The organism is Micromonospora coerulea (assembly GCF_016598485.1).
Classification (GTDB): Bacteria; Actinomycetota; Actinomycetes; order Mycobacteriales; family Micromonosporaceae; genus Micromonospora; species Micromonospora coerulea.
The window spans coordinates 47,816-67,040 of record NZ_JAEMUW010000027.1; the positions used below are offsets into that span (position 1 = coordinate 47,816).

Annotated in this window: 25 protein-coding genes; 15 read left to right on the forward strand and 10 right to left on the reverse strand. The window is 74.1% G+C overall.

Features of this window, described 5'->3' with window-relative positions; translation table 11 throughout:
- Positions 1-7 precede the first annotated feature (7 nt).
- Positions 8-1,870 (forward strand): hypothetical protein, encoded by a 1,863-nt coding sequence (locus I8N68_RS27005; RefSeq protein ID WP_200215308.1) that lies wholly within the window; start codon positions 8-10, stop codon positions 1,868-1,870.
- Positions 1,871-1,949: 79 nt separating this feature from the next.
- Here the strand turns inward: I8N68_RS27005 and I8N68_RS27010 are convergent, their stop codons facing one another.
- Positions 1,950-2,357, reverse strand: a complete 408-nt coding sequence (locus I8N68_RS27010; RefSeq protein ID WP_200215309.1) for a CoA-binding protein — start codon at positions 2,355-2,357, stop codon at positions 1,950-1,952.
- A 65-nt stretch (positions 2,358-2,422) separates the two neighbouring features.
- Entirely contained in the window at positions 2,423-3,472 is a 1,050-nt protein-coding gene (locus I8N68_RS27015; RefSeq protein WP_200215310.1) for an Rv2578c family radical SAM protein, read from the reverse strand.
- A gap of 91 nt (positions 3,473-3,563) precedes the next feature.
- Here I8N68_RS27015 and I8N68_RS27020 point away from each other — a divergent pair, with 91 nt between their 5' ends.
- Positions 3,564-3,983 (forward strand): thiol-disulfide oxidoreductase DCC family protein, encoded by a 420-nt coding sequence (locus I8N68_RS27020; protein ID WP_200215311.1) that lies wholly within the window; start codon positions 3,564-3,566, stop codon positions 3,981-3,983.
- Positions 3,984-4,029: 46 nt separating this feature from the next.
- Here the strand turns inward: I8N68_RS27020 and I8N68_RS27025 are convergent, their stop codons facing one another.
- From I8N68_RS27025 to trxA, 3 genes are all read right to left on the reverse strand, one after another.
- Entirely contained in the window at positions 4,030-4,950 is a 921-nt protein-coding gene (locus I8N68_RS27025; RefSeq protein WP_200215312.1) for an HTTM domain-containing protein, read from the reverse strand.
- Positions 4,947-5,360 (reverse strand): hypothetical protein, encoded by a 414-nt coding sequence (locus I8N68_RS27030; RefSeq protein ID WP_372433858.1) that lies wholly within the window; start codon positions 5,358-5,360, stop codon positions 4,947-4,949. Before I8N68_RS27030 ends, I8N68_RS27025 begins: the two co-directional genes overlap by 4 nt.
- Positions 5,361-5,546: 186 nt before the next feature.
- Positions 5,547-5,915, reverse strand: a complete 369-nt coding sequence (trxA, locus tag I8N68_RS27035; protein ID WP_200215314.1) for a thioredoxin — start codon at positions 5,913-5,915, stop codon at positions 5,547-5,549.
- Positions 5,916-6,460: 545 nt separating this feature from the next.
- Here trxA and I8N68_RS27040 point away from each other — a divergent pair.
- Positions 6,461-6,976 carry a MaoC family dehydratase gene (locus I8N68_RS27040; protein WP_154229831.1) on the forward strand — a complete coding sequence of 172 codons (516 nt, stop codon included), beginning with the start codon at positions 6,461-6,463 and terminating at the stop codon, positions 6,974-6,976.
- Between the two features lie 99 nt (positions 6,977-7,075).
- Positions 7,076-7,567, forward strand: coding sequence for a hypothetical protein (locus tag I8N68_RS27045; protein ID WP_200215315.1), 492 nt, complete (start codon positions 7,076-7,078; stop codon positions 7,565-7,567).
- 31 nt (positions 7,568-7,598) lie between these two features.
- Here the strand turns inward: I8N68_RS27045 and I8N68_RS27050 are convergent, their stop codons facing one another.
- Positions 7,599-8,270: a hypothetical protein gene (locus tag I8N68_RS27050; protein WP_200215316.1), complete on the reverse strand. Its 672-nt coding sequence runs from the start codon at positions 8,268-8,270 to the stop codon at positions 7,599-7,601.
- Positions 8,271-8,413: 143 nt separating this feature from the next.
- Here I8N68_RS27050 and I8N68_RS27055 point away from each other — a divergent pair, with 143 nt between their 5' ends.
- The 9 genes from I8N68_RS27055 to I8N68_RS27095 all read left to right on the forward strand — a co-directional run bounded on the left by I8N68_RS27055 (position 8,414) and on the right by I8N68_RS27095 (position 15,658).
- Positions 8,414-9,037 (forward strand): TrmH family RNA methyltransferase, encoded by a 624-nt coding sequence (locus I8N68_RS27055; RefSeq protein ID WP_200215317.1) that lies wholly within the window; start codon positions 8,414-8,416, stop codon positions 9,035-9,037.
- A gap of 106 nt (positions 9,038-9,143) precedes the next feature.
- Complete coding sequence (locus I8N68_RS27060) at positions 9,144-9,830, forward strand: DUF6758 family protein (protein WP_372433861.1); 687 nt, start codon at positions 9,144-9,146, stop codon at positions 9,828-9,830.
- A 118-nt stretch (positions 9,831-9,948) separates the two neighbouring features.
- Positions 9,949-10,107 carry a hypothetical protein gene (locus I8N68_RS27065; RefSeq protein WP_200215318.1) on the forward strand — a complete coding sequence of 53 codons (159 nt, stop codon included), beginning with the start codon at positions 9,949-9,951 and terminating at the stop codon, positions 10,105-10,107.
- Between the two features lie 6 nt (positions 10,108-10,113).
- On the forward strand, positions 10,114-10,989 hold the full coding sequence (locus tag I8N68_RS27070; protein WP_200215319.1) for a PH domain-containing protein: 876 nt from the start codon (positions 10,114-10,116) through the stop codon (positions 10,987-10,989).
- A 102-nt stretch (positions 10,990-11,091) separates the two neighbouring features.
- A complete protein-coding gene (locus I8N68_RS27075; protein WP_200215320.1) occupies positions 11,092-11,853 on the forward strand; it encodes a SigE family RNA polymerase sigma factor in 762 nt (253 codons plus the stop codon).
- The gene (locus I8N68_RS27080; RefSeq protein ID WP_200215321.1) at positions 11,853-13,115 is read left to right on the forward strand and encodes a TolB-like translocation protein; all 1,263 of its coding nucleotides are present in this window, start codon (positions 11,853-11,855) and stop codon (positions 13,113-13,115) included. Before I8N68_RS27075 ends, I8N68_RS27080 begins: the two co-directional genes overlap by 1 nt.
- A 45-nt stretch (positions 13,116-13,160) precedes the next feature.
- Entirely contained in the window at positions 13,161-14,021 is an 861-nt protein-coding gene (locus tag I8N68_RS27085) for a PHP domain-containing protein (RefSeq protein ID WP_200215322.1), read from the forward strand.
- A 31-nt stretch (positions 14,022-14,052) separates the two neighbouring features.
- The gene (locus tag I8N68_RS27090; RefSeq protein ID WP_200215323.1) at positions 14,053-14,667 is read left to right on the forward strand and encodes a MarC family protein; all 615 of its coding nucleotides are present in this window, start codon (positions 14,053-14,055) and stop codon (positions 14,665-14,667) included.
- A gap of 148 nt (positions 14,668-14,815) precedes the next feature.
- A complete protein-coding gene (locus I8N68_RS27095) occupies positions 14,816-15,658 on the forward strand; it encodes a RecB family exonuclease (RefSeq protein ID WP_234040683.1) in 843 nt (280 codons plus the stop codon).
- Positions 15,659-15,689: 31 nt separating this feature from the next.
- Here the strand turns inward: I8N68_RS27095 and I8N68_RS27100 are convergent, their stop codons facing one another.
- Both I8N68_RS27100 and I8N68_RS27105 read right to left on the reverse strand, forming a co-directional pair.
- Positions 15,690-16,550 carry an oxygenase MpaB family protein gene (locus I8N68_RS27100; RefSeq protein WP_200215325.1) on the reverse strand — a complete coding sequence of 287 codons (861 nt, stop codon included), beginning with the start codon at positions 16,548-16,550 and terminating at the stop codon, positions 15,690-15,692.
- A gap of 54 nt (positions 16,551-16,604) precedes the next feature.
- On the reverse strand, positions 16,605-17,033 hold the full coding sequence (locus I8N68_RS27105; RefSeq protein ID WP_200215326.1) for a Fur family transcriptional regulator: 429 nt from the start codon (positions 17,031-17,033) through the stop codon (positions 16,605-16,607).
- A gap of 199 nt (positions 17,034-17,232) precedes the next feature.
- Here I8N68_RS27105 and I8N68_RS27110 point away from each other — a divergent pair, with 199 nt between their 5' ends.
- Positions 17,233-17,715 (forward strand): DUF2231 domain-containing protein, encoded by a 483-nt coding sequence (locus I8N68_RS27110; RefSeq protein ID WP_200215327.1) that lies wholly within the window; start codon positions 17,233-17,235, stop codon positions 17,713-17,715.
- A 16-nt stretch (positions 17,716-17,731) separates the two neighbouring features.
- Here the strand turns inward: I8N68_RS27110 and I8N68_RS27115 are convergent, their stop codons facing one another.
- Positions 17,732-18,112 carry a hypothetical protein gene (locus I8N68_RS27115; RefSeq protein ID WP_200215328.1) on the reverse strand — a complete coding sequence of 127 codons (381 nt, stop codon included), beginning with the start codon at positions 18,110-18,112 and terminating at the stop codon, positions 17,732-17,734.
- A gap of 279 nt (positions 18,113-18,391) precedes the next feature.
- Here I8N68_RS27115 and I8N68_RS27120 point away from each other — a divergent pair, with 279 nt between their 5' ends.
- Positions 18,392-18,574 (forward strand): hypothetical protein, encoded by a 183-nt coding sequence (locus I8N68_RS27120; RefSeq protein ID WP_200215329.1) that lies wholly within the window; start codon positions 18,392-18,394, stop codon positions 18,572-18,574.
- Between the two features lie 18 nt (positions 18,575-18,592).
- Here I8N68_RS27120 and I8N68_RS27125 read toward each other — a convergent pair whose 3' ends face one another.
- Positions 18,593-19,108 carry a flagellar biosynthesis protein FlgA gene (locus tag I8N68_RS27125; RefSeq protein WP_200215330.1) on the reverse strand — a complete coding sequence of 172 codons (516 nt, stop codon included), beginning with the start codon at positions 19,106-19,108 and terminating at the stop codon, positions 18,593-18,595.
- Positions 19,109-19,225: the final 117 nt, after the last annotated feature.

Sequence of the window (19,225 nt, forward strand, 5' to 3'; positions counted from 1 at the left end):
ACGCCCGGTGCCCACCCCGCCCCGCCGCTCCGTCTTCCCGCACCTGCTGCTGGTGCTCGGGCCGCTCGCGCTGCTCCAGACCCTCTGGCGGCTGGTGCCGTTCCCCGATGTCGACCCGCCGAGGGTGATCAACGGCGTGCTCGTCCTGTCGCCCGCCGGGTGGCTGGAGACCGCGGTCGTCGCCGTCGCGTGGACCTGGGCGGTGACCGCAGCGGTGGCCGCCGTGGGCGGCGCCGACCGTCCGGTGCGACGGGCCTTCCGGCTGCTGCCCACGGTCGGCGGCGCGCTGGCCGCCGGTGTCGCGGCGGTGCTGGTCGCCCTCCTGCTGACCGGGCTTCTCCTGCCGGCCGTCCTGGAGCTGATCTGGGGTGTCGTCGTGCTGCTCGCCGTGCCGCTGACCCTGCTCCTCGTCCGGCTCGCCCTCGTGCTGCCGATCGCGGTCTTCGAGGACCTGCGCGGGATGGCTGCCCTCCGGGCGGCATTCTCGGGGGTGGGCCGGCACATGGTCCGCATCGCGATCCTGCTCCTGGTCGGGGTGCTCGGCCCGGCGGTGCTCACCGGTTGGGCGTGGGCCGAGGCCGGGTCGCTGGTGACGGGAAGCCTGCCCGGCCTGGGGCTGTGGCTGGTGCGGGACCTGGTCCTGGTTTTGCTGGCAGCGCTCCAGGCGGGGACGTTCGTGCTGGCGTACCGGAATCTTCCCCAGCCGCGGCCGGTGCTGGCGCCGTCGGCGGTGGGCGACCGGGTGCGGCCGACGGGTTGGGCGGCGCTGGTGCTCGGCCTCGTCGCCCTGCTGCTGCCCACGCTCCTGGCAGGTGCCGGGGTGGCGGCGCGGCGGCTGCCGGAGCTTTCCGTCCAGCCGGCGCAGTACGGCAGTCTGGCCGCCCTCGCCTGGCCGGCTGGCCGGCACCCCGTCCTGGTCAGCCAGTCCGCGATCCACGACTGCACCGACGACACCTGCCGCACGTCGCGGCGGACGGAGCTGCCCTTCTCGCTGCTGGACGCCGAGGGCACCGCGATCGCCGCCGACGGCTCGGTGTACGCGCTGACCGTCGACCGGCTGGCCTACTGCGACCCGCAGCGCACCTGCCGCCGGGCCCGCGGCCCGCTCCCGGCCTTCGGCTCCGAGCGGGTGGCCGCCCTGGCCCTCGCCCCCGACGGTCAGCTCCTCATCGCGGTCGCCGAGTCCCGCAGCGATTCGGCACGACGGCTGGGGCCGTCGCGGCAGGGGGACATGGGGTTGCGTCTCATCCGCTGCCGCGACCTCGACTGCGCGGCCCCGGCCGTCACCCGGCTCGGGGTGGTCCGGGTTCAGTTCGGCTACGAGCCCACCGGCTACTACCGCCAGCTGTCCGTCGGCGTGGACCGGAACGGCCGGCCGGTGGTCGCCTACCGTCCGCGAGGCGGTTCCATGGTCTGGGTGGCGCGCTGCGACACGCTGGCCTGCGGCGCCGCTCAGCTCGCGCTTCAGGCCAACCCGGCACCGCCCGGCCTGCCCACCGAGGACGAGCTGGCACCCCTGCACTTCGACCGCCTCGTGCACCCCTGCGGCCGGTGCACCGACGACCTGAGCGGCACCGTCGACCGGCCCGGCGGCGGCGTCTACGGCGTGACGATCCGTGCCGGCCGGCCCGGCGTGGCGCTGTACGTCGGCGAGAAGCCGTCGGTGCCGCATCGCCTCGTGCTCTGGACCTGCGCCGACTACCGATGCCGGTCGCCCCGAGAGGTGCCCCTGGTCGAGGTGCCGGACGTGTCCAGCGCCCGCCCCGGCCCGCAGCTGGGCGATGCCTTCCGGCTGGCGGCGAACCCGGACGGTCGGGTGATCGTGGTCCGGGAACTGGCGCCGGACGAGGTCATCACCGTCCGGCCCTGAGTCGGGCCTGCCGGCGCTGATGTGCAGGATCGTCCCGTCGTCGCCGCACCGTTCGGCCCGCCACCGCGGGCTGGTCGGCTCAGCCGAGCCGGCTCAGACCCCCCGTGGCCCGTTCCACGGCGAGGCAGCGGTCCTCGACGTAGTCGATGCCGGCCTCCTCCGCGATCCGCCGCGCCTCGGTCGAGAAGATCCCGAGCTGCAACCACACCGCCGGCGCGCCGATCGCCACCGCCTGCCGGACCACGTCCACGGCGTCCCGCGCGGGCCGGAACACGTCGACCAGGTCGACCGGGTGCGGGATGTCGGCCAGCGACGGGTACGCCTTCTCGCCGAAGAGCTCGTCCACCGTCGGGTTCACCGGGATGATCCGCCAGCCGTATCGCTGCATCTGCAACGGCACGCTGTGTGCGGCCTTGCTCGGGTCGCGGGACGCGCCCACGACGGCGATTACGGCGGAGTCGGCGAGGATCTGCTGTGCTGAGCGCATCAACCGAGGGTAGCTCCGCCGCTCGGTCCACGCCCTCACCGTGGGCGATGACGTGCGGCGACGGCCTAGAGCAGGGACAGTTGCTCGCCGGCCGGAGCCGGTGTCCTCGGCGCGGCCACCCGTCGGTTGTCGCCGACCTCGGCCCGGTGCAGCCCGTGCCGGCGGGCTGCGATCCGCACCCGCGCGGTCAGCTCCCGCTGGTACGCCTGCGGCGCGTAGGCGCCCGCCTGATAGAGCTGGCGGTAGCGGGGAACCAGGTGCGGGAACTCGCGGGCCAGCCAGTGCGCGTACCACTCGCGGGCGCCGGGGCGCAGGTGCAGGGCCAGGGGCGTCACGCTGGTTGCTCCGGCGGCGGCGATCGCCGCCACGGTCGCCTCGATCGACTCGTCGTCGTCGCTGAGCCCGGGCAGGATCGGTGCCATCAGCACCCCCACCTCGAACCCGGCGTCGGTGAGCTCGCGGACCGCGTCCAGCCGTCGCCGGGGGCTCGGGGTGCCCGGCTCGACCGCCCGCCACAGCGCCTCGTCGACGAAGCCGACCGAGTAGGAGACGCCGACCCGGGTGACCTCGGCGGCTTGGCGCAGCAGCGGCAGGTCCCGCAGGATCAGTGTGCCTTTGGTGAGGATCGAGAACGGGTTGGCGAAGTCGCGCAGCGCCTCAATGATCGGCGGCATCAGCCGGTAGCGCCCCTCGGCCCGCTGGTAGCAGTCCACGTTGGTGCCCATCGCGATGTGCGCGCCGCGCCAGCGTGGGGCCGCCAGCTCACGCCGGACCAGCTCACCCGCGTTGACCTTGACGATGACCTTCCGGTCGAAGTCCGCCCCGGCATCCAGGTCCAGGTAGGTGTGAGTGTTTCTCGCAAAACAGTATTTGCAGGCATGACTGCAGCCCCGGTACGGGTTGATCGTCCACTCGAACGGGACGCGGGACTGACCGGGCACCCGGTTGAGGATCGACTTGGCCTGCACCTCGTAGAAGGTCATCCCGGCGAACCCCGGGGTGTCGAAGGTGCGGGCGATAGCGCCGGGGAGCGCCAGCGGCAGGGGTGGAGTCGCTGGCGCTGCCCCGTCGGGATTCCCCTCATCCGGGGGAGCGGAGAGGTTGTCCCAGCGCATGGGCACTATTCGAACACGTGTACGAACGATGCGCAAGTGACTCGCCGAACACCGCTGCCCGGCCTGCCGCCCACGGGTGGAGGATGGGGGCATGGAGACGTCGACCTTCGTCTACGACGGCGACTGCGCCTTCTGCAGCCGCTGCGCCGAGTTCATCGAGCGCCGGATTCCGACCGGTGCCCGCGTGCTGCCCTGGCAGTTCGCGGACCTCGCCGCGCTCGGCCTGACCGAGGCCGAGTGCGAGGAGGCGGTGCAGTGGGTCGGCGCCGACGGCTCCCGCGCGTCGGGCCCCGACGCCATCGCCCGGCTGCTGGGCGACAGCGCGCCGCTCTGGCGGTTCGCGGGCGCCGGCCTGCGCCTCCCGCCGGTACGCGCGGCCGCCTGGCCGGCGTACCGCTGGGTGGCCCGCAACCGGCACCGGCTGCCTGGCGGCACCGCCGCCTGCTCGCTGCCCCAGGAGGCCCGCGAACGCCTCTACGGCCCGACCGGCCGGCCCACCACCGGCTCCTGACCGGCCGGCCCCGCGGTCGCGATCCGGGTGCGGCGCGCGGCACGGGCTACGGCGTGGCTGGTCCGACCGCCGGCTCGGGGCCGGTCAGGGCGGGCGGGCCGGCCGCCTCGTTGTCCGAGCCGGCCGACAGGGCCGGGCGGGCCGCACGGTGCCGGAGACGACCTGCCCACACCAGCGGGCGGACCTTCTCCAGCGGCAGGAAGCTGGTCATCGCCACCAGGTGCGGCGCGAACGAGATCGTGATCGTCGCGACGGTGACCAGGTGGAACGAGTAGAAGAAGCCCACCGCCGCCGGCCGCCACCGGGCGGGCAGCACGAACACCATCGGACTGAGCAGCTCGAAGGCGAGGATGCCGAACTGGGCGACGATCAGCAGGTGCGGCACCTGGGCGACCAGGTCGGCCAGGTCGGTGCCCCGGCGGATGATCGCCCGGGCGAGCACCGAGCCGGTCGCCCAGTCCAGGCCGCCGAAGCGGATCTTGGCCCAGGCCGCCAGGAAGTACGTGCAGATCACGGCGATCTGGGTGACCCGCAGGGCCCAGCCGCCCGCCTCGGTACGGGTGGGATCGCCGTGCCGGGCCCGCCCGGCCGTGGGGAGCGCGGCGAGCGCGACGAGCAGACCGACCCGGTCGTGGTCGACCTTGCCGTAGCTCATCGCGACGATCATCCACTCGAAGTAGAGCGCGAAGACCGCCCAGCCGAGCAGCCGGGGTGCCCGTCCGGTGGCGGCGAGCAGGGACAGCGCCAGCAGCGCCCAGAAGATCACGCCGACCAGCGCCGGGGTCGGGGTGGGCAGCGGGAGCAGCCGGCCGATCAGCAGCGGTTGGTACAGGTCGCCGGGTACGTCGACGCGGGTGCGTACCCAGGGGGTGAAGACGACCAGGTCGGCGGCGACGAAGAGGTAGACCAGGGTCCGGAAGGCGGCCACCCGCCCCCGCGGGACGGCCTCGGTCAGCCAGCCGGTCATCGGGTGGCCTGCCAGCGGACGGCGGTCTCGTCGGTCCACCGGCCGGTCGGGCGGCCGTCGCGGATGCCGTACCAGCGGACCACGATCCGCACCTCCACCAGCGCGGGGGCGGTGGGGTGGCGTTCGGCGTACGCGTCGGCGACCTGGCGCAGCAGCGCGGGGTCGGCGGCGTACCGGCCCTGCTGGCCCTCGATCTCCGCGCGGCGGATGCCGGTGGCGTCCTGGCCCAGCTCGACCACCGCGCCGGTGCGGTCGACGCCCTCGACCCGGGTGTCCGGGGCGGGGGCGTCCGGCGGGTCGGACGTCGAGTACATCCGGAACGGCCCGAACGGGAAGTCGTCGTCGGTGCCCCGGACGGTGCCGAGGAGGAGCAGCGCCAGCCCGAGCGCGGTCACGCACAGTCGAACCACGCGTCTACGGGGGGTCAAGGTCTCCATCGTTTCGGGACGATACGGGATCTCGCCCCCCGGATGGTGTCCTTCCGTCGTCTACTCCTCGTGGGCCGAGTCGGTGGCCGAGACCCCGGGTGGGACCGCCTGAAGACGGCGGCGGCCGGGCCCCCGTGCGGGGACCCGGCCGGGCCGGAGCGGTGCGGCTCAGTGCTTGTGCTCGTGGTCGCCCATCTGCTGGCGGACCTCTTCCATGTCGAGCTTCTCGACCTGCTCGATCAGGTTCTCCAGGGCGGACTCCGGCAGGGCCCCCGGCTGGGCGTAGACGATCACGCCGTCCTTGATCGCCATCACGGTCGGGATGGACCGGATGTTGAACTTGGCGCCCAGCTCCTGCTGCGCCTCGGTGTCGACCTTGCCGAAGACGATTTCCGGGTGCTTCTCCGAGGAGCGCTCGTAGACGGGGGCGAACCGCTTGCACGGACCGCACCAGTCCGCCCAGAAGTCGAGCAGCACGATGCCGTCGCGCTCGGTCACCTCGTCGAAGTTGGCCGTGGTCAGCTCAACCGTTGCCATTGCACTCTCCGATCAGCGCGGATTACCTACGACCCCTGAAACCGGGACGGGTGGCTTTGAATTCCCGGCCGGGCCGCGTCGAAACACCCCGTGACCGCGGGGTGACGTACAGAACCATCGAACCCGGTCTGTGGGTACCCGAGTGCGGAACGCAAGTGCACGACGCATTTGCGTGACGAGCCGTGATGGGAGCGTTCCCAAAGAGATCCACCCGATCGAGCGCTACGAATCGGTAACTTCGGCCTTGACAAGGAGTGATTCCACCCGCAGAGATCGCCTCACCAGGGGGGCGTGGTAACCCTCTGTAGTGTTACAAAAGGATAAATGTGACGTCCGTCTCTGTCCGGTTGGCACCGGCGTACGGCAGAATCCTTCGCATCAGAGCGTGGGCGGCGGGTGCCGGGGAGGGCCCCGCCGCTCATTGCGTCTCCTCCCGATTGTGGCCGGTGTGACATTTCCGCACGGCCGGCGCCCCGGTCCTCGCCTTAACCAGCGGTAAGGCATGCTGTCCCGAACTCCATCGCCGCCCGTCGAAGGGGACAAGGATGCAGTTCGGCCGCTACTACGAGGAGTTCGAGGTCGGCGCGGTCTACCGGCACTGGCCGGGCAAGACGGTCACCGAGTACGACGACCACCTCTTCTGCCTGCTCACCATGAACCACCACCCGCTGCACATGGACGCCCACTACGCCGAGTCGGCGAGCCAGTTCAAGCGCAACGTGGTGGTCGGCAACTACATCTACTCGCTGCTCCTCGGCATGTCCGTGCCGGACGTCAGCGGCAAGGCGATCGCCAACCTCGAGATCGAATCGCTGCGGCACGTGGCCCCCACCTTCCACGGGGACACCATCTACGGCGAGACGACCGTGCTGGACAAGCGGGAGTCCTCCTCCAAGCCGGACCGCGGGGTGGTCGCGGTGGAGACCCGCGGCTACAACCAGGACGGCACGCTGGTCTGCGTCTTCCGGCGCAAGGTGATGGTCCCCAAGCGGGAGTACGCGGCCGCCGCCCTGCCCGAGGGCGTCGACCCGGAGCGACCGAGCTTCCCCGAGCCGCGCTGACCCCGTTCCCGCAGCCCGAAGGACCCCTTCCCCGGCACGTCTGCCAGGGAAGGGGTCTTTTCTCCAGATCCGGGGCATATGCTGGCGCCGGAGGTCCCCATGAGCCACTCCGTCGCCGGAGAGCCGCCCTCTGCCGGACGCCGTGCCGCACCGCTGACCACCGCCGTCTATTCCACGGCGGAGTGGGACCTGTTGACCGGCCTGCCGGGCCGGGTCCTCGTCGCCGCCGCCTCGCCCGGCCCCGGACGCCCGCCCCGCGGGGTCGCCGCCGGGCTCGCCGGTCTGGACGCCGTGGCCGCTGGCCGCGTCTCCGACAGCGATCTGGTCCGGGCCGTGGTCACCGCGATCTACGCCCGCCACGACGGGAACTCGACCGGGGTCGAGCGGCTCACCGACGTGGTCGACCTGCTGGCGGCCTGCCGGACGGCGGTACGCGTGCTGGAACGCCGGGCTGACCCGGCCGACTCGGCGGCGTACCGGCAGTGGGTGGAGTCGGTCGCGGCGCGGGTCTGCCGGGCCGCCGGCGGCGGGTGGAGCCCGGCCGACCGGCGCCTGCTCGACCGGCTCGGCGGCGCGCTGGGGCTGCGCTGAGCCGCCCCGACCCCGGACCGGGCCGCCGCTCTCAGCCGCCCTTCTGCACAGACTTCGCCTCGGTCAGCACCAGCCGGGCGAGCACCCGTCCCGCCGGGTCGTAGAGCGTGCAGACGGCCCGCTGCTCGGCGGGCAGGTCCGCGGCCAGGGACCGGCCCGGCCGCGCCGCCCAGAACAGGCTCGTGTCGACATCCCCACGGCCCCACGGCGCCACGGTGAGGGTGGTCGTCGGGTAGCCCGGCTGGGTGATGGTCGCCCGCGCCACCCGGGCCGAGGCGAACCCGAAGGTGATCAGCCGGCCGTCCGGGGCGGGCCGCTCGCGTACCTCGAAGAACGGCAGGGGGCCGCCTTCGCCGCGGGCCGAGCGGAAGTTCTCGTCCTCGGGCAGGGAGTGGTAGCGGCCGGTGCGGGTGTCGAACCAGGCGAGGTCGACGATGAGGCGGGTGGACGGGCTGAGCATCAGCTCGTCGTCGCCGATCCGCATGCCCGTGCGCAGCGCCCGGTCCACCGGCCGGGCGCTCGGATTCGGCCACGGGCCGGGGGTCGGCCCGGTGGCGGTGGGGGCGGCCTGTCCCGACGGGCCGGCGGTGGCCGTCGTCGACCCGCCACCCGGCCCGGTCGAGTCGGTGGCCGGGCCGCAACCCGCTGGCGCCAGGCCCGCGAGCAGGACCGCCGCCACGATCCGTCGTCCCCGTGCGCTCATTCCGCACCCCCGTCCGTCGCTGAAGCGTAGGTGATGGGGGAGCGGCCGGGGGCCCCGCGCGGTGACGACACCGGACGCCGGGTGGTCACCGAGGCGGAGCCCTCGGCGCGGCGGCGGGGTGGAGGCCGTACCCTCTGGAAACCGTGACCGGTGACCAGCTAGACGTGGGTGTGGGCCCGTGGCCCGGCGACCCGCCGGACGACCCGCGCTACGACTCGGAGCTGCTCGCCGAGGGCGACCGGCGCAACGTCGTCGACCGCTACCGGTACTGGCGGCGAGAGGCCGTGGTGGCCGACCTGGACCGGCGCCGGCATGACTTCCACGTGGCCATCGAGAACTGGCAGCACGACTTCAACATCGGCACGGTCGTCCGCAACGCCAACGCCTTCCTCGCCGCCGAGGTGCACATCGTCGGCCGGCGGCGGTGGAACCGCCGGGGCGCCATGGTGACCGACCGCTACCAGCACGTCCGGCACCACGCGACGATCGAGGAGTTCGTCGACTGGGCGGCGGCGGGGCGGCTGCCGATCGTCGGCATCGACAACCTGCCCGGCTCGAAGCCGCTGGAGACCACCACTTTGCCGCGCCGCTGCGTCCTCCTCTTCGGCCAGGAGGGGCCCGGCCTGTCGGACCCCGCCAGGTCCGCCTGCGACCAGCTCTTCTCCATTGCCCAGTACGGCTCGACCCGCTCGATCAACGCCGGGGTGGCCAGCGGCATCGCCATGCACGCGTGGATCCGGTCGCACGCCGGCCCGCCGCCGGACTGAATCCCCCTCGCTGGCTCCGCCATCTGCTGGAAATCCCACGGCGGGTCCGGCCGCTCCGCTTGACGCGCCGCTGGTGCCGGGCGACGGTGGGGAGGTGAGTGTCGCGGTGAGTTGTCCGAGATGTGCGGGCCCGGTGCGGGAGCCGGACCTGATGCACGGCGAGTCCCGCTGCCTGCGGTGCGGCCCGGTGGCCCCGCTGCACGTGCCCGAGCACATCGGCGCCGAGATCGTGGCCAGCGTGGTCGACCAGGTGGTGGCGGCCGCCGACAAGACCGACCGGCCGGGCGTCCCGCTCTGGTGTCCGTGGCCCCTCCCACCCGGTTGGACGCTGACCGGGGTGGCCTGGGCCGGGGACGAGCGGAGCGGCGTGCGCGCCACGGCGGTGGCCTGCGCCGGTCCGGCCCCGCTCGACGGTGGACCGGCCGACCTGCTCTTCGTGGCCGAGGAGCCGGGCGTCGGCCTCGGCACCCGGTTCGCCGCCGTGCCGGGTCCAGACCCGGGACCGGAGCTGGCGGCCGCGCTGACCGATCCCGGTCCCGGTCACGCCGAACGCCTGCCGCACGCCAAGATCCGGGTGGGTGGCCATCCCACTCCACTGTGGCTGGTGAATTCCCCGACAGATCGAAGTGCGTACGCCGGCGAGGCTCGGGGTATGTGGCTGCATGCGATAGCCTGGCCGGCGAGTGCGGGTCACCTCCTCGCGGAAGATGTCGTGCTGCACGACCTCACCGAGTGGACTCCGCCTGAACTCGTGTACGGCGCACCATCTCCGTACCTGCACGGAGCGGCCTGACCGGCCGGTCCGGGCGAGTCGGAGCAAGAACGCAGATATTCACTGTACGACACCATGCTGATACTCTGGGTGCCACTGCGGTAAACGGACCCGGCGCCGCGCGAGAGGATGGCCCGCCATGGTCAAGAAGGTCCTCACCTGGGCCCTGGTCGCATTCTTGATCTTCTTCATCGCCTACCGCCCGAACTCCGCCGCGGACGTTGCCAAGTCGCTCGGCGGCGGCATCATGGACATTGCCCAGGGCTTCGGCGACTTCTTCACCAGCCTCGTCGCCTAGCCGCCGATGGGAAGCCCCTCCGGTCCACCCTTCGACCCCGACGATCCCGACCGGGAACGCCGGGAGCGCGACACCGAGCCGATCCCCCGCATCGGGCCCGACGACGGTCCCGGCTACGGCGCCGGCCCGGGCCTGGGCGACGGTCCCTCCCTTTCGGACGACGCCGGCTTCGGCGACGGGCCGGGCTACGCCGGCGAGGGTCGCTCCGGTCGGGCCTGGATCCGGGACCCGGAGGCCGGCTACCAGCCGCCGCAGATCTCCGAGGACGAGCTGGCCGGGTTGCGCGCCGACGCCCAGGGCATGGCCCCCCGGCGGGTGCTGCCGCTGGAGGACGAGCCCAGCTCGCTGGTGGCCCGCTACCTCTTCCCCACCGAGCGCTACCGGGGCGAGTGGAAGCGGCACTGGATCCATCTCTCCACGCCGATCCTCGTCGGCATCGCGGCGACCTTCGTGCTCGGCTACCTCTCCGGCTTCCTCGCCGGGCGGGACGTGGGCGCACTGACCACCGTCGCGGTGCTGCTCTGGTTCGCCGTGATGGGCTGGGTCGCCTGGCGGGTCGCCGACTGGTGGTACGACCGCTTCATCCTCACCAACAAGCGGGTGATGGTGGTCAACGGGATCATCACCCGGCGGGTCGCCATGATGCCGCTGGTCCGCGTCACCGACATGAAGTACGAGCAGACCCCGAGCGGCCGAGCGCTCAACTACGGCACCTTCGTGCTGGAGTCGGCCGGTCAGGAGCAGGCGCTCCGCGAGATCAAGAACCTGCCCAACCCGAACGAGCTCTACCTGCGTGTGGTCGAAGAGATGTACGAGCCGCAGGCGGTCGAGGCGCGGTTGGGCAAGGAGGCGGACGAGGCCAAGGCCGATGACGGGGCGTGAAACTTTCCGTCCGAACATCGGATGAACTGCGCACCATTTGCCGTCGACCCCACCCGCCCGGCCATGGCAGCCTGCCATGGAGAATGGGGCGCGGAGGTGACGGTGGCGAGCAGTGATCCGCTGGAGGAGGAGTTCCGCGAGTTCGTCGCGGCCCGCTCCGGTGCCCTGCTGCGTACCGCCTACCTGCTCGCCGGGGACTGGGCCACCGCCGAGGACCTGCTCCAGACCGCGCTGACCAAGACCTACCTGGCCTGGAAGCGGCTCGGCGGGATCGAGGCCATCGAGCCGTACGCCCGCCGGGTCCTGGTCAACACCTCCACCAGTTGGTGGCGGCGGCGCTGGCACGGCGAACGCCCCACCGACGTGCTGCCCGAGCGGGCCGGCGTTGACGAGATCGAGCAGCAGCTCGACCGGGACGCGCTCTGGCGGCACCTCAGCGCGCTGCCCGCCCGGCAGCGCGCCGTGCTGGTGCTCCGCTTCTACGAGGACATGTCCGAGGCGCAGACCGCCGCGCTGCTGGAGATCTCGCCGGGCACCGTGAAGAGTCAGACCTCCCGCGCGCTCAACACCCTGCGTCGCCGGCTCGGCTCCCAGGCCGCGCTGGGCCTGCCGGCCGAGTCGGAGGCCCCGCCCGCGCGGCCGGCGTCGCGTACCGTCGGGCGCCCCCGACCGGCACCGGACCCGACGGGGACCTCGAGGCGCGCGACGGTCTCCGGCCCCACCCGAGCCCCGGCCGGAGTTCCGGCCCCCACGACGGCACCGACCCGGGCCGCGCCGGCGACGCCGCCCGCGGCCCGGCCGGCCGCCCTCTCCGGCAGCCCGGCCGCCACCCGGTCCACCTCCACCGTCCCGGCGGAGCCCTGATGAGCCGGCAGCGCAGCGACAACCAGATCGAGGGTCCGGAGCGTCCATTCGCCGTGACGCGGGACGAGCTGGAACGGGCGCTGCGGGAGACCTTCGTCCGCCGGGTCGACGCGCCGGTTCCGCTGGCCGCCGACCTGGCCGGCACGGCCATCCGCCGCGCCAACCGGACGGTCCGGCGGCGGGCCCTGTCCGGTCTCGCCCTCGCCGGGGCGGCCACGGTGCTGGTCACCACCGGCTTGGCCCAGCTCGGCGTCGGGCAGGGCCACCAGGGCACCCCGACCGTGGTGCTCGGCGACCCGCGCGGGTTGTCGGCGTCGCCGCTGCCGACCACGTCGGCGCCCACGCCGCTCACAGCGGGTCCGGTCCGGGCCGAGCTGGGTCTGATCATCGGCTCCTGGCTCGAGGACCGCGGGGGCGACCGGCGGGAGCTGGCCGGTGTCGGCCCCGTCGACCGGGCGCAGCGCGTCGCCGACCAGGGGGGCTGGCTGGTCACCTCGGCCGCCTCCGCGGCCGGCCGTACCCTCTGGTGGGTGCCGCCCCACGGCGGCGCGCCGCAGGTGCTGCTGGCCGGCGCGGACGCGGTCGCGCTCGCCCCGGACGGGCGGCAGGTGGCCTGGCGCGACGGCCCGGACCTGCTCGCCGCCGGCCTGGTCGCCGGTCAGCTCCTCGCCACCGTCCGCACGCCGGTGGTGGACGGTGCCGTGCCGGTCGGCTTCGCCGGCGATGCCGTCCTGGTCCGGCAGCCCGGTGAGCAGGGCTTCACCGTCTGGTGGCGGTCGGCCGGCGGGCTGCCAACGGCCACCGAGCGGAGTGTGCGCAACGTCTACGGTGTGCTGCCCGGCGGCCTGGTCGTCGGCCAGGTCACCGCCGGTACGCCCGGTCGGACCTGTCTGGCCGTGCTCGATCCGGCCCGCGGCCTGGCTCCGGTGCGTACCGGCTGCGGCCCGGAGCTGGGCACCGACGGCCGTGGCGGGGTCTCGCCCGACGGGCGGTGGCTGCTGGCCAACGGCGCGCGTGACGGCGCGCTCCTGATCGACCTGGCCACGCTCGACGCGACGGTGTCGGCCCGGGTCGCCGGACCCGCGGTGGCCGGCGTGGTGGCCTGGACCTCGAACCTGACCGCGCTGCACGTCGACACCGCCGGCCGGCTCGTCCGGGTGCGGGTCGAGCGGGTGCTCGCCAGCGAGCGGCCGGCCGGCACGCCGGTGGACGGCGTCCCGCCCGGCGATCGGCCGGTCGTGGTCGGCGATCCCGCCTCCTGACCCCCTCTCGACCGGAGGGCCGGCGGCGACCGGTAGCGTCGGTGGATGGCCGCCCGGATCGACCTGCACACCCATTCCACCGCCAGCGACGGCACGCTCAGTCCCGCCGAGCTGGTCCGGGCCGCCGCCGACGCCGGGCTCGACGTGGTCGCCCTCACCGATCACGACACCACCGCCGGCTGGGACGCCGCGGTGCGCGCGCTGCCGCCCCGCCTGACCCTGGTCCGCGGCGCCGAAATCTCCTGCCGCTGGTACGGCGTCGAGCCGGCCATCCCGCTCCACCTGCTCGCCTACCTCTTCGACCCGACCGAGCCGGAGCTGGTCGCCGAGCTGACCCGGGTACGGGCGGCCCGGGAGGTGCGCGGCGAGCGGATCGTGGCGCTGCTGCGGGCCGACGGCGTCGACGTGAGTTGGGCGGAGATCCTGGCCGGCGCGGCCGGCGGGACGGTGGGCCGCCCGCACATCGCCCAGGCGCTGATCCGGGCCGGGCTGGTGGCGACCACCAGCGAGGCGTTCGGGCCCGACTGGCTGGGGGAGCGGTACCGACTGCCCAAGGACGACATCGACGTCTTCCGGGCGCTGGCGCTGGTCCGGGCGGCCGGCGGCGTACCGGTCTTCGCCCACCCGCGGGCGAGCCGGCGGGGACGGATCGTGCCGGACGAGCTGATCGTCGACCTGGCGGCGGCCGGGTTGGCCGGCCTGGAGGCCGACCACGAGGACCACTCGCCCGCCGAGCGGGCCCACGTCCGCGGGCTCGCCGCCGAGCTGGGGCTGCTGGTCACCGGCTCGTCGGACTTCCACGGCACGCACAAGACGGTGCGGCTCGGGGCGTACACCACGGATCCCGGGGCGTACGAGCGGATCGTCGCCGCGGCCACCGGGGTGACCCCGGTCGCTTCGGGCTGATCCACCTGGATGGCGCCGCTACCGTGTCCGGGTGGATCTCAAGCTCTTCGGCGAGGTCTTCGTGACCCTGTTGGTGATCGTCGACCCGCCGGGCATGATGCCGATCTTCCTCGCCCTGACCGGACCGCTGCCCGCCCGGGACCGGAACCGCGCCGCCTGGCAGGCCGTCGCGCTGGCCCTCGGGGTGATCGTGATCTTCGCGGTGGCCGGCCAGACAATCCTCGCCTACCTGCACGTCGACCTGCCGGCGTTGCAGGCCGCGGGCGGGCTGCTGCTGATCCTGGTCGCCCTGGAGCTGCTCACCGGCAAGGCGGACGACCCCAGCCAGCAGGTGACGTCCAACATCGCGCTGGTGCCGCTGGGCACCCCGCTGCTGGCGGGGCCGGGCGCGATCGTCGCCACCATGCTCTTCGTCCAGCGGGCCGGCGGGCTCGGGGACTACACCGCCATCGCCGCCGCGATCGTCGCGGTGATGGTCACGGTCTGGATCGTGCTGCGCTTCTCCGGCGGGATCGTCAAGATCCTCCGGCCGGGCGGGATCGAGGTGCTGACCCGCATCGCCGGCCTGCTGCTGGCCGCCATCGCGGTGCAGCTCATCGCCGACGCGATCGCCGCCTTCGTGACCCACTACCTCACCATGAGCTGACCCACCCCGCCCGCCGCCCGTCCGGTTGTCGTACCGGAGTGGCAGGATCTCAGGCGTGCGACGACCCTCCCCGACCGGACGACCGGGCACCGGCGGCCCGGCCCCCCGGCCCCGCGCCGAGCAGCCGGAGCAGCTCGGCTTCGAGGGCATGCCGGAGCGGCTCTTCGTCTGCACGCCGAGCAAGCTCGGGGCGTACGCGGACTGCCCGCGCCGCTACCGTTACTCCTACGTCGACCGTCCGGCGCCGCCGAAGGGGCCGCCCTGGGCGCACAACTCACTCGGCGCCAGCGTCCACACCGCCCTGAAGAACTGGTACGCGCTCGCCCCCGACCGCCGCCGACCCGAGGCCCTGGCCACCCTGCTCCGGGGCACCTGGGTGCGCGAGGGTTACCGGGACGACGAGCAGGAGCGGGACGCCTACCGCCGGGCGCTGGCCTGGCTGGAGGCGTACGTCGCCGGCCTGGATCCCGGTGACGAGCCCGTCGGCGTCGAGCGGGTGGTGGCGGTCAAGACCGGGGTGCTGGCCTTCAACGGCCGCGCCGACCGGATCGACTCCCGCCCGGGGGAGGACGGTCCCGAGCTGGTCATCGTCGACTACAAGACCGGCCGCACCGGGCTGGACGCCGACGACGCCCGCGGCTCGCAGGCCCTCGCCCTCTACGCGTACGCGGCGGAGCGGGTGTTCCGCCGTCCCTGCCGCCGGGTCGAGCTGCACCACCTGCCCACCGGCACGGTCGCCGCGCACGAGCACACCCCGGAGTCGCTGGCCCGGCAGCTCACCCGCGCCGAGGAGACCGCGCGGGACATCATGGCCGCCGAGCGGGCGGTCGCCGAGGGCACCGACCCGGACGACGCCTTTCCCACCACCCCCGGCCCGCGCTGCGGCTGGTGCGACTTCCGCCGCAGCTGTCCGACCGGGGCGCAGGCGCCGGGCAAGGATCCGTGGGCGGCCGTCGAGCGGGCCGTCCAGCCCGCCGTGGAGCAGGAGTGACCCACCGACCGACCTGCCCGGCCCCGGCCGGTCAGGCGGCGTCGGTGGTGGTGAGTCGGGCCGCCCGCTCCTTCGCCGCCTGCTGCAATGGCCCCTCCCGGTAGCGGCGGGGCAGCGCCGCGAGGGCGAGCCGGAGCGCGCGGACGCTCAGGTCCGCCGAGAGCGCGGTCGTGGGCAGACCCAGGCCGCCGTACATCCGGCGCGCCCAGGCGGGCAGCAGCCCCAGCGCGGTGCCGGCGATCCCCAGGTACGCCCAGCGGGGCGGGCCCAGGTGCAGGCCGAGCTTGACCGGCAGGCTGAGCCTCCACGGGATCGGCGGGGCGGTCAGGAACAGGGCGGTCTCGGCCGCCTCCCGGGTCATCCGCAGGTCGCCCCGGATCCGCCGGTAGTAGTCGGCCACCTCGGCGGCGGTGCCCGGCACGTCCGCCGGGTCCAGCCCGACCAGGGCCGCCGCCCGCCGCTGTTCGGTGTAGTAGCCGTCGACCTCGGCGTCGGTCAGGGCCAGCCCGGCCCGGCGGGCGGTGCTCACGAACGACTCGACCTCGGTGACGTGCACCCAGCGCAGCAGCTCCGGGTCGTCGATCTGGAACTCCTCACCGGTGAACGGGTCGCGCGCCCGCAGCCGGGAGTGCAACGTACGCAACCGGCGGCCGGCCGCCTCCGCGTCGGCGGTGGTGCCGTAGACCGTGGTCGCCACGTAGGTGGCGGTGCGGACCAGGCGACCCCAGGCGTCGGACTGATAGCTGCTGTTCTGCGCCACCCCCGCCATCGCCCGGGGATGCAGCGCCTGCAGGTAGAGCGAACGCAGGCCGGCGACGATCAGGATCGGCTCCTCGTGCACCTTCCACGTGACCGATCCGGGACCGAACAGGCCGAGGTCATCGGAGTCCACCGACCAAGAGTGCCACGCTTGCGCCTGTTGGTGCGGGGACCTGCCCGGGCGACCTCAGTCGTCGGCGGAGCGGCGCGCCTGGCAGGTGGGGCAGAGGCCCCAGAAGGTCACTTCCGCCTCGTCGACCTCGAAGCCGTGTGCGGTGTTCGGGTCGAGGCAGGGGGCGCTGCCGGTGGCGCAGTCGACGTCGGCGATCTCGCCGCAGCCCCGGCAGACCACGTGGTGGTGGTTGTCCCCGGCCCGGGCCTCGTACCGGGCGGGACTGCCCGCCGGCTCGATCCGGCGGGACAGCCCGGCCCGGGACAGCGCGCCGAGCACGTCGTAGACCGCCTGCGTCGAGACCGAGTCCAGCCGCGCGCGGACCCGCCGGGTGATCTCGTCGACCTCCAGGTGGCCGCCGCCGGCGAGGACGTCCAGCACGGCGAGGCGCGGTCGGGTCACCCGCAGGCCCCTCGACCGGAGCAGCTCCTCACCAGTGGACATGACGTAATGACAGCACGCGTCCATCGGGGCGACAAGCGAGCCGCGACGGGGGTGGCCCGGGCCACAGCGAGCAGGCGGACCAGGTGCCCGGTGAACCGCGACCCCGGGTCCCGCGTGTACCCGAATGAGAAACAGCGATGGCCATCACCGAGTCGTACGCTGATCGCCCGCGGTACCCGTCCACTCGCCGGAGGTGTCGGTGTTCAGGGAAGTCAATGGTCTACCGGGTCACGTCCTGGTGATCCACGCGGTCGTGGTGCTGGTGCCGCTGCTGGCGCTGCTCACCGTCGGGTACGGGCTGCTGCCCCGCTGGCGGTCCCGCTTCGGCTGGGCGGTTGCCGTCCTCGCCGTGCTGACCCCGACCGTCGCCTACGTGGCCACCGAGTCCGGCGAGGAGCTGGAGGAGGTGCTCCGGAGCCGGGGTTACCCGCCGGAGGGCCTGGAGAAGATCCGCGAGCATTCCGAGTACGGCGACACCCTGCTCTGGATCACCGTCGGCCTCGCCGTGGCGGCCCTCCTGCTGCTGCTCTTGACCAGCGGACTGGAACGGGTGCGCGGGCTGCCGTCGTGGCTGGTTTGGGTGGCTACCGGGGTGGTCGCCGTCCTCGCGGTGTTCGCGCTGGTGTACGTCTATCTGACCGGGGACAGCGGGGCGAAGATGGTCTGGAGCAACATCGTCTGACGGCGGCTCGTCGGGGTCAGAAGATCACCCGGGAGCAGAGCAGGCAGGTCAGCAGGACCAGCACCACCGCGGCCACCGCCCCGAAGCCGTAGGTGAGCCGCTGGGCCCGCTGCTCGCCCTGGTCCAGGCCGGCCATGTCCTGCGGTGGGAGCTGGCGCGGCGGCGGCACCTGCACGTGTATCGGCGGCCGCCAGCCGGGCGGCGGTGGCGTGGTCGGCGGGGGACCGGAGTACCCGCTCTGCCTCGCTCCCGCGCCGGGCCCGCCGACGTCCGCCCCGGATGCCGGCCCGCCGGCACCCGGTCCCTCGGCCGGCTGGACTGTGCCGTCCGGTGGGGACTGGTCCGGCGGGCGTCGCCAGTAGTCGTCTTCAGGGCTGGCCCCGCTCGGCGTCGTCACGCCGACCGACGCTACCAACGGCTCGGCCGGCCGGCCGCCCGACGCGACGGGAGCTTCCCTGGACGCAGGTGCCGGTCCGGCTTCGTTGCGGGTAGGGGGCGCCGTCCGGCCTCCCTGCGGGTGGGGCCGGTCTGGCTTCGACGGTGGGCGACTGCCGGTCCGGGCACCCAGAGAGGGCGCCGGTCCGGCTTCCCGAGGACGGTTCGGCGCCGGTCCGTCCCGGGTCGCCGGCTGCCGCCTGCGCGAGGTCGGGTCCGGGCGGCGGTATCCTTGCCGCTCGTGAGCACCCAGGAACCCGGCGTGCCGGGCACGCGCGGCGACGACGACCGAACGGTCGACCTCAGCGACGACTTCGTGGTGCTGCCCGAGCAGACGGCGGACGACACCGACCGCGGCTGGGGCGAGCGGGCCGGCGGCAACGACGACTGGCTGCTGGCGGAGCGTCCGCCGCACTGGGACTGACCGCCGGTCCGGGCGGATTCACCCCCGCACGACCACGGCGAACCGGCTTCCCTCGGGCAGCCCGACCGCGCGCTGCGCCTGCTCGGGCCGGAGCGCCAGGTAGAGCGCCGACGAGCCGTCGACCGTGTCCGCGCCCACCACGTCGAGCACCAGCGCCCGGGCGGCGAGCAGGACAGCCTCGCCGGCCGCCCCGCCGGCCGGTACGACCAGCAGGTCGACCCGGGCGCCCGGGCGGAGCACCGCGAGCGCGGCCGGCTCGGCCAGCCGGACCGGTACGCCCACCGCCCCGTCGGGCAGCGGCAACGCGCCGCCGCGCGACCCCGGCCCCGCGGCGCTCGGGCCGACGGTAGGGCCGGCCGATGGGGACGGGCCGGGAGCGGCCGGTGTCGTCCCGGGCGGGCACCCGGACGGCGTGCCCAGGACGGCGGCGGCCAGGCCGAGCAGCGCCGCGACGAGCGCCACCCGGAGCAGCGTCCCGCCGCGGGGCAACCCACGCCAGCGCACCGGAGCCAGTGATCCCTCGCCGACCGTCACCCGTGCCTCCCGCCCTCGCTCCGGCGCCGCCGTCAGCGCAGCGCCCGCTCGGAGGCTAGGAAGGAGGGAAGCCGCGGCGAAGCCTCGCCGGAGGGCCTGTGGAAAACCCGCCCATCT

Coding starts and splice junctions, on each gene's coding strand:
- I8N68_RS27040 (WP_154229831.1), top strand. CDS start 6,461: ATGCAGTTCGGCCGCTACTACGAGGAGTTCGAGGTCGGCGCGGTCTAC.
- I8N68_RS27080 (WP_200215321.1), top strand. CDS start 11,853: ATGAGCCGGCAGCGCAGCGACAACCAGATCGAGGGTCCGGAGCGTCCA.
- I8N68_RS27025 (WP_200215312.1), bottom strand. CDS start 4,950: ATGACCGGCTGGCTGACCGAGGCCGTCCCGCGGGGGCGGGTGGCCGCC.
- trxA (WP_200215314.1), bottom strand. CDS start 5,915: ATGGCAACGGTTGAGCTGACCACGGCCAACTTCGACGAGGTGACCGAG.
- I8N68_RS27065 (WP_200215318.1), top strand. CDS start 9,949: ATGGTCAAGAAGGTCCTCACCTGGGCCCTGGTCGCATTCTTGATCTTC.
- I8N68_RS27015 (WP_200215310.1), bottom strand. CDS start 3,472: ATGCGCTGGGACAACCTCTCCGCTCCCCCGGATGAGGGGAATCCCGAC.
- I8N68_RS27070 (WP_200215319.1), top strand. CDS start 10,114: ATGGGAAGCCCCTCCGGTCCACCCTTCGACCCCGACGATCCCGACCGG.
- I8N68_RS27095 (WP_234040683.1), top strand. CDS start 14,816: ATGCCGGAGCGGCTCTTCGTCTGCACGCCGAGCAAGCTCGGGGCGTAC.
- I8N68_RS27020 (WP_200215311.1), top strand. CDS start 3,564: ATGGAGACGTCGACCTTCGTCTACGACGGCGACTGCGCCTTCTGCAGC.
- I8N68_RS27085 (WP_200215322.1), top strand. CDS start 13,161: ATGGCCGCCCGGATCGACCTGCACACCCATTCCACCGCCAGCGACGGC.
- I8N68_RS27045 (WP_200215315.1), top strand. CDS start 7,076: ATGAGCCACTCCGTCGCCGGAGAGCCGCCCTCTGCCGGACGCCGTGCC.
- I8N68_RS27010 (WP_200215309.1), bottom strand. CDS start 2,357: ATGCGCTCAGCACAGCAGATCCTCGCCGACTCCGCCGTAATCGCCGTC.
- I8N68_RS27105 (WP_200215326.1), bottom strand. CDS start 17,033: ATGTCCACTGGTGAGGAGCTGCTCCGGTCGAGGGGCCTGCGGGTGACC.
- I8N68_RS27050 (WP_200215316.1), bottom strand. CDS start 8,270: ATGAGCGCACGGGGACGACGGATCGTGGCGGCGGTCCTGCTCGCGGGC.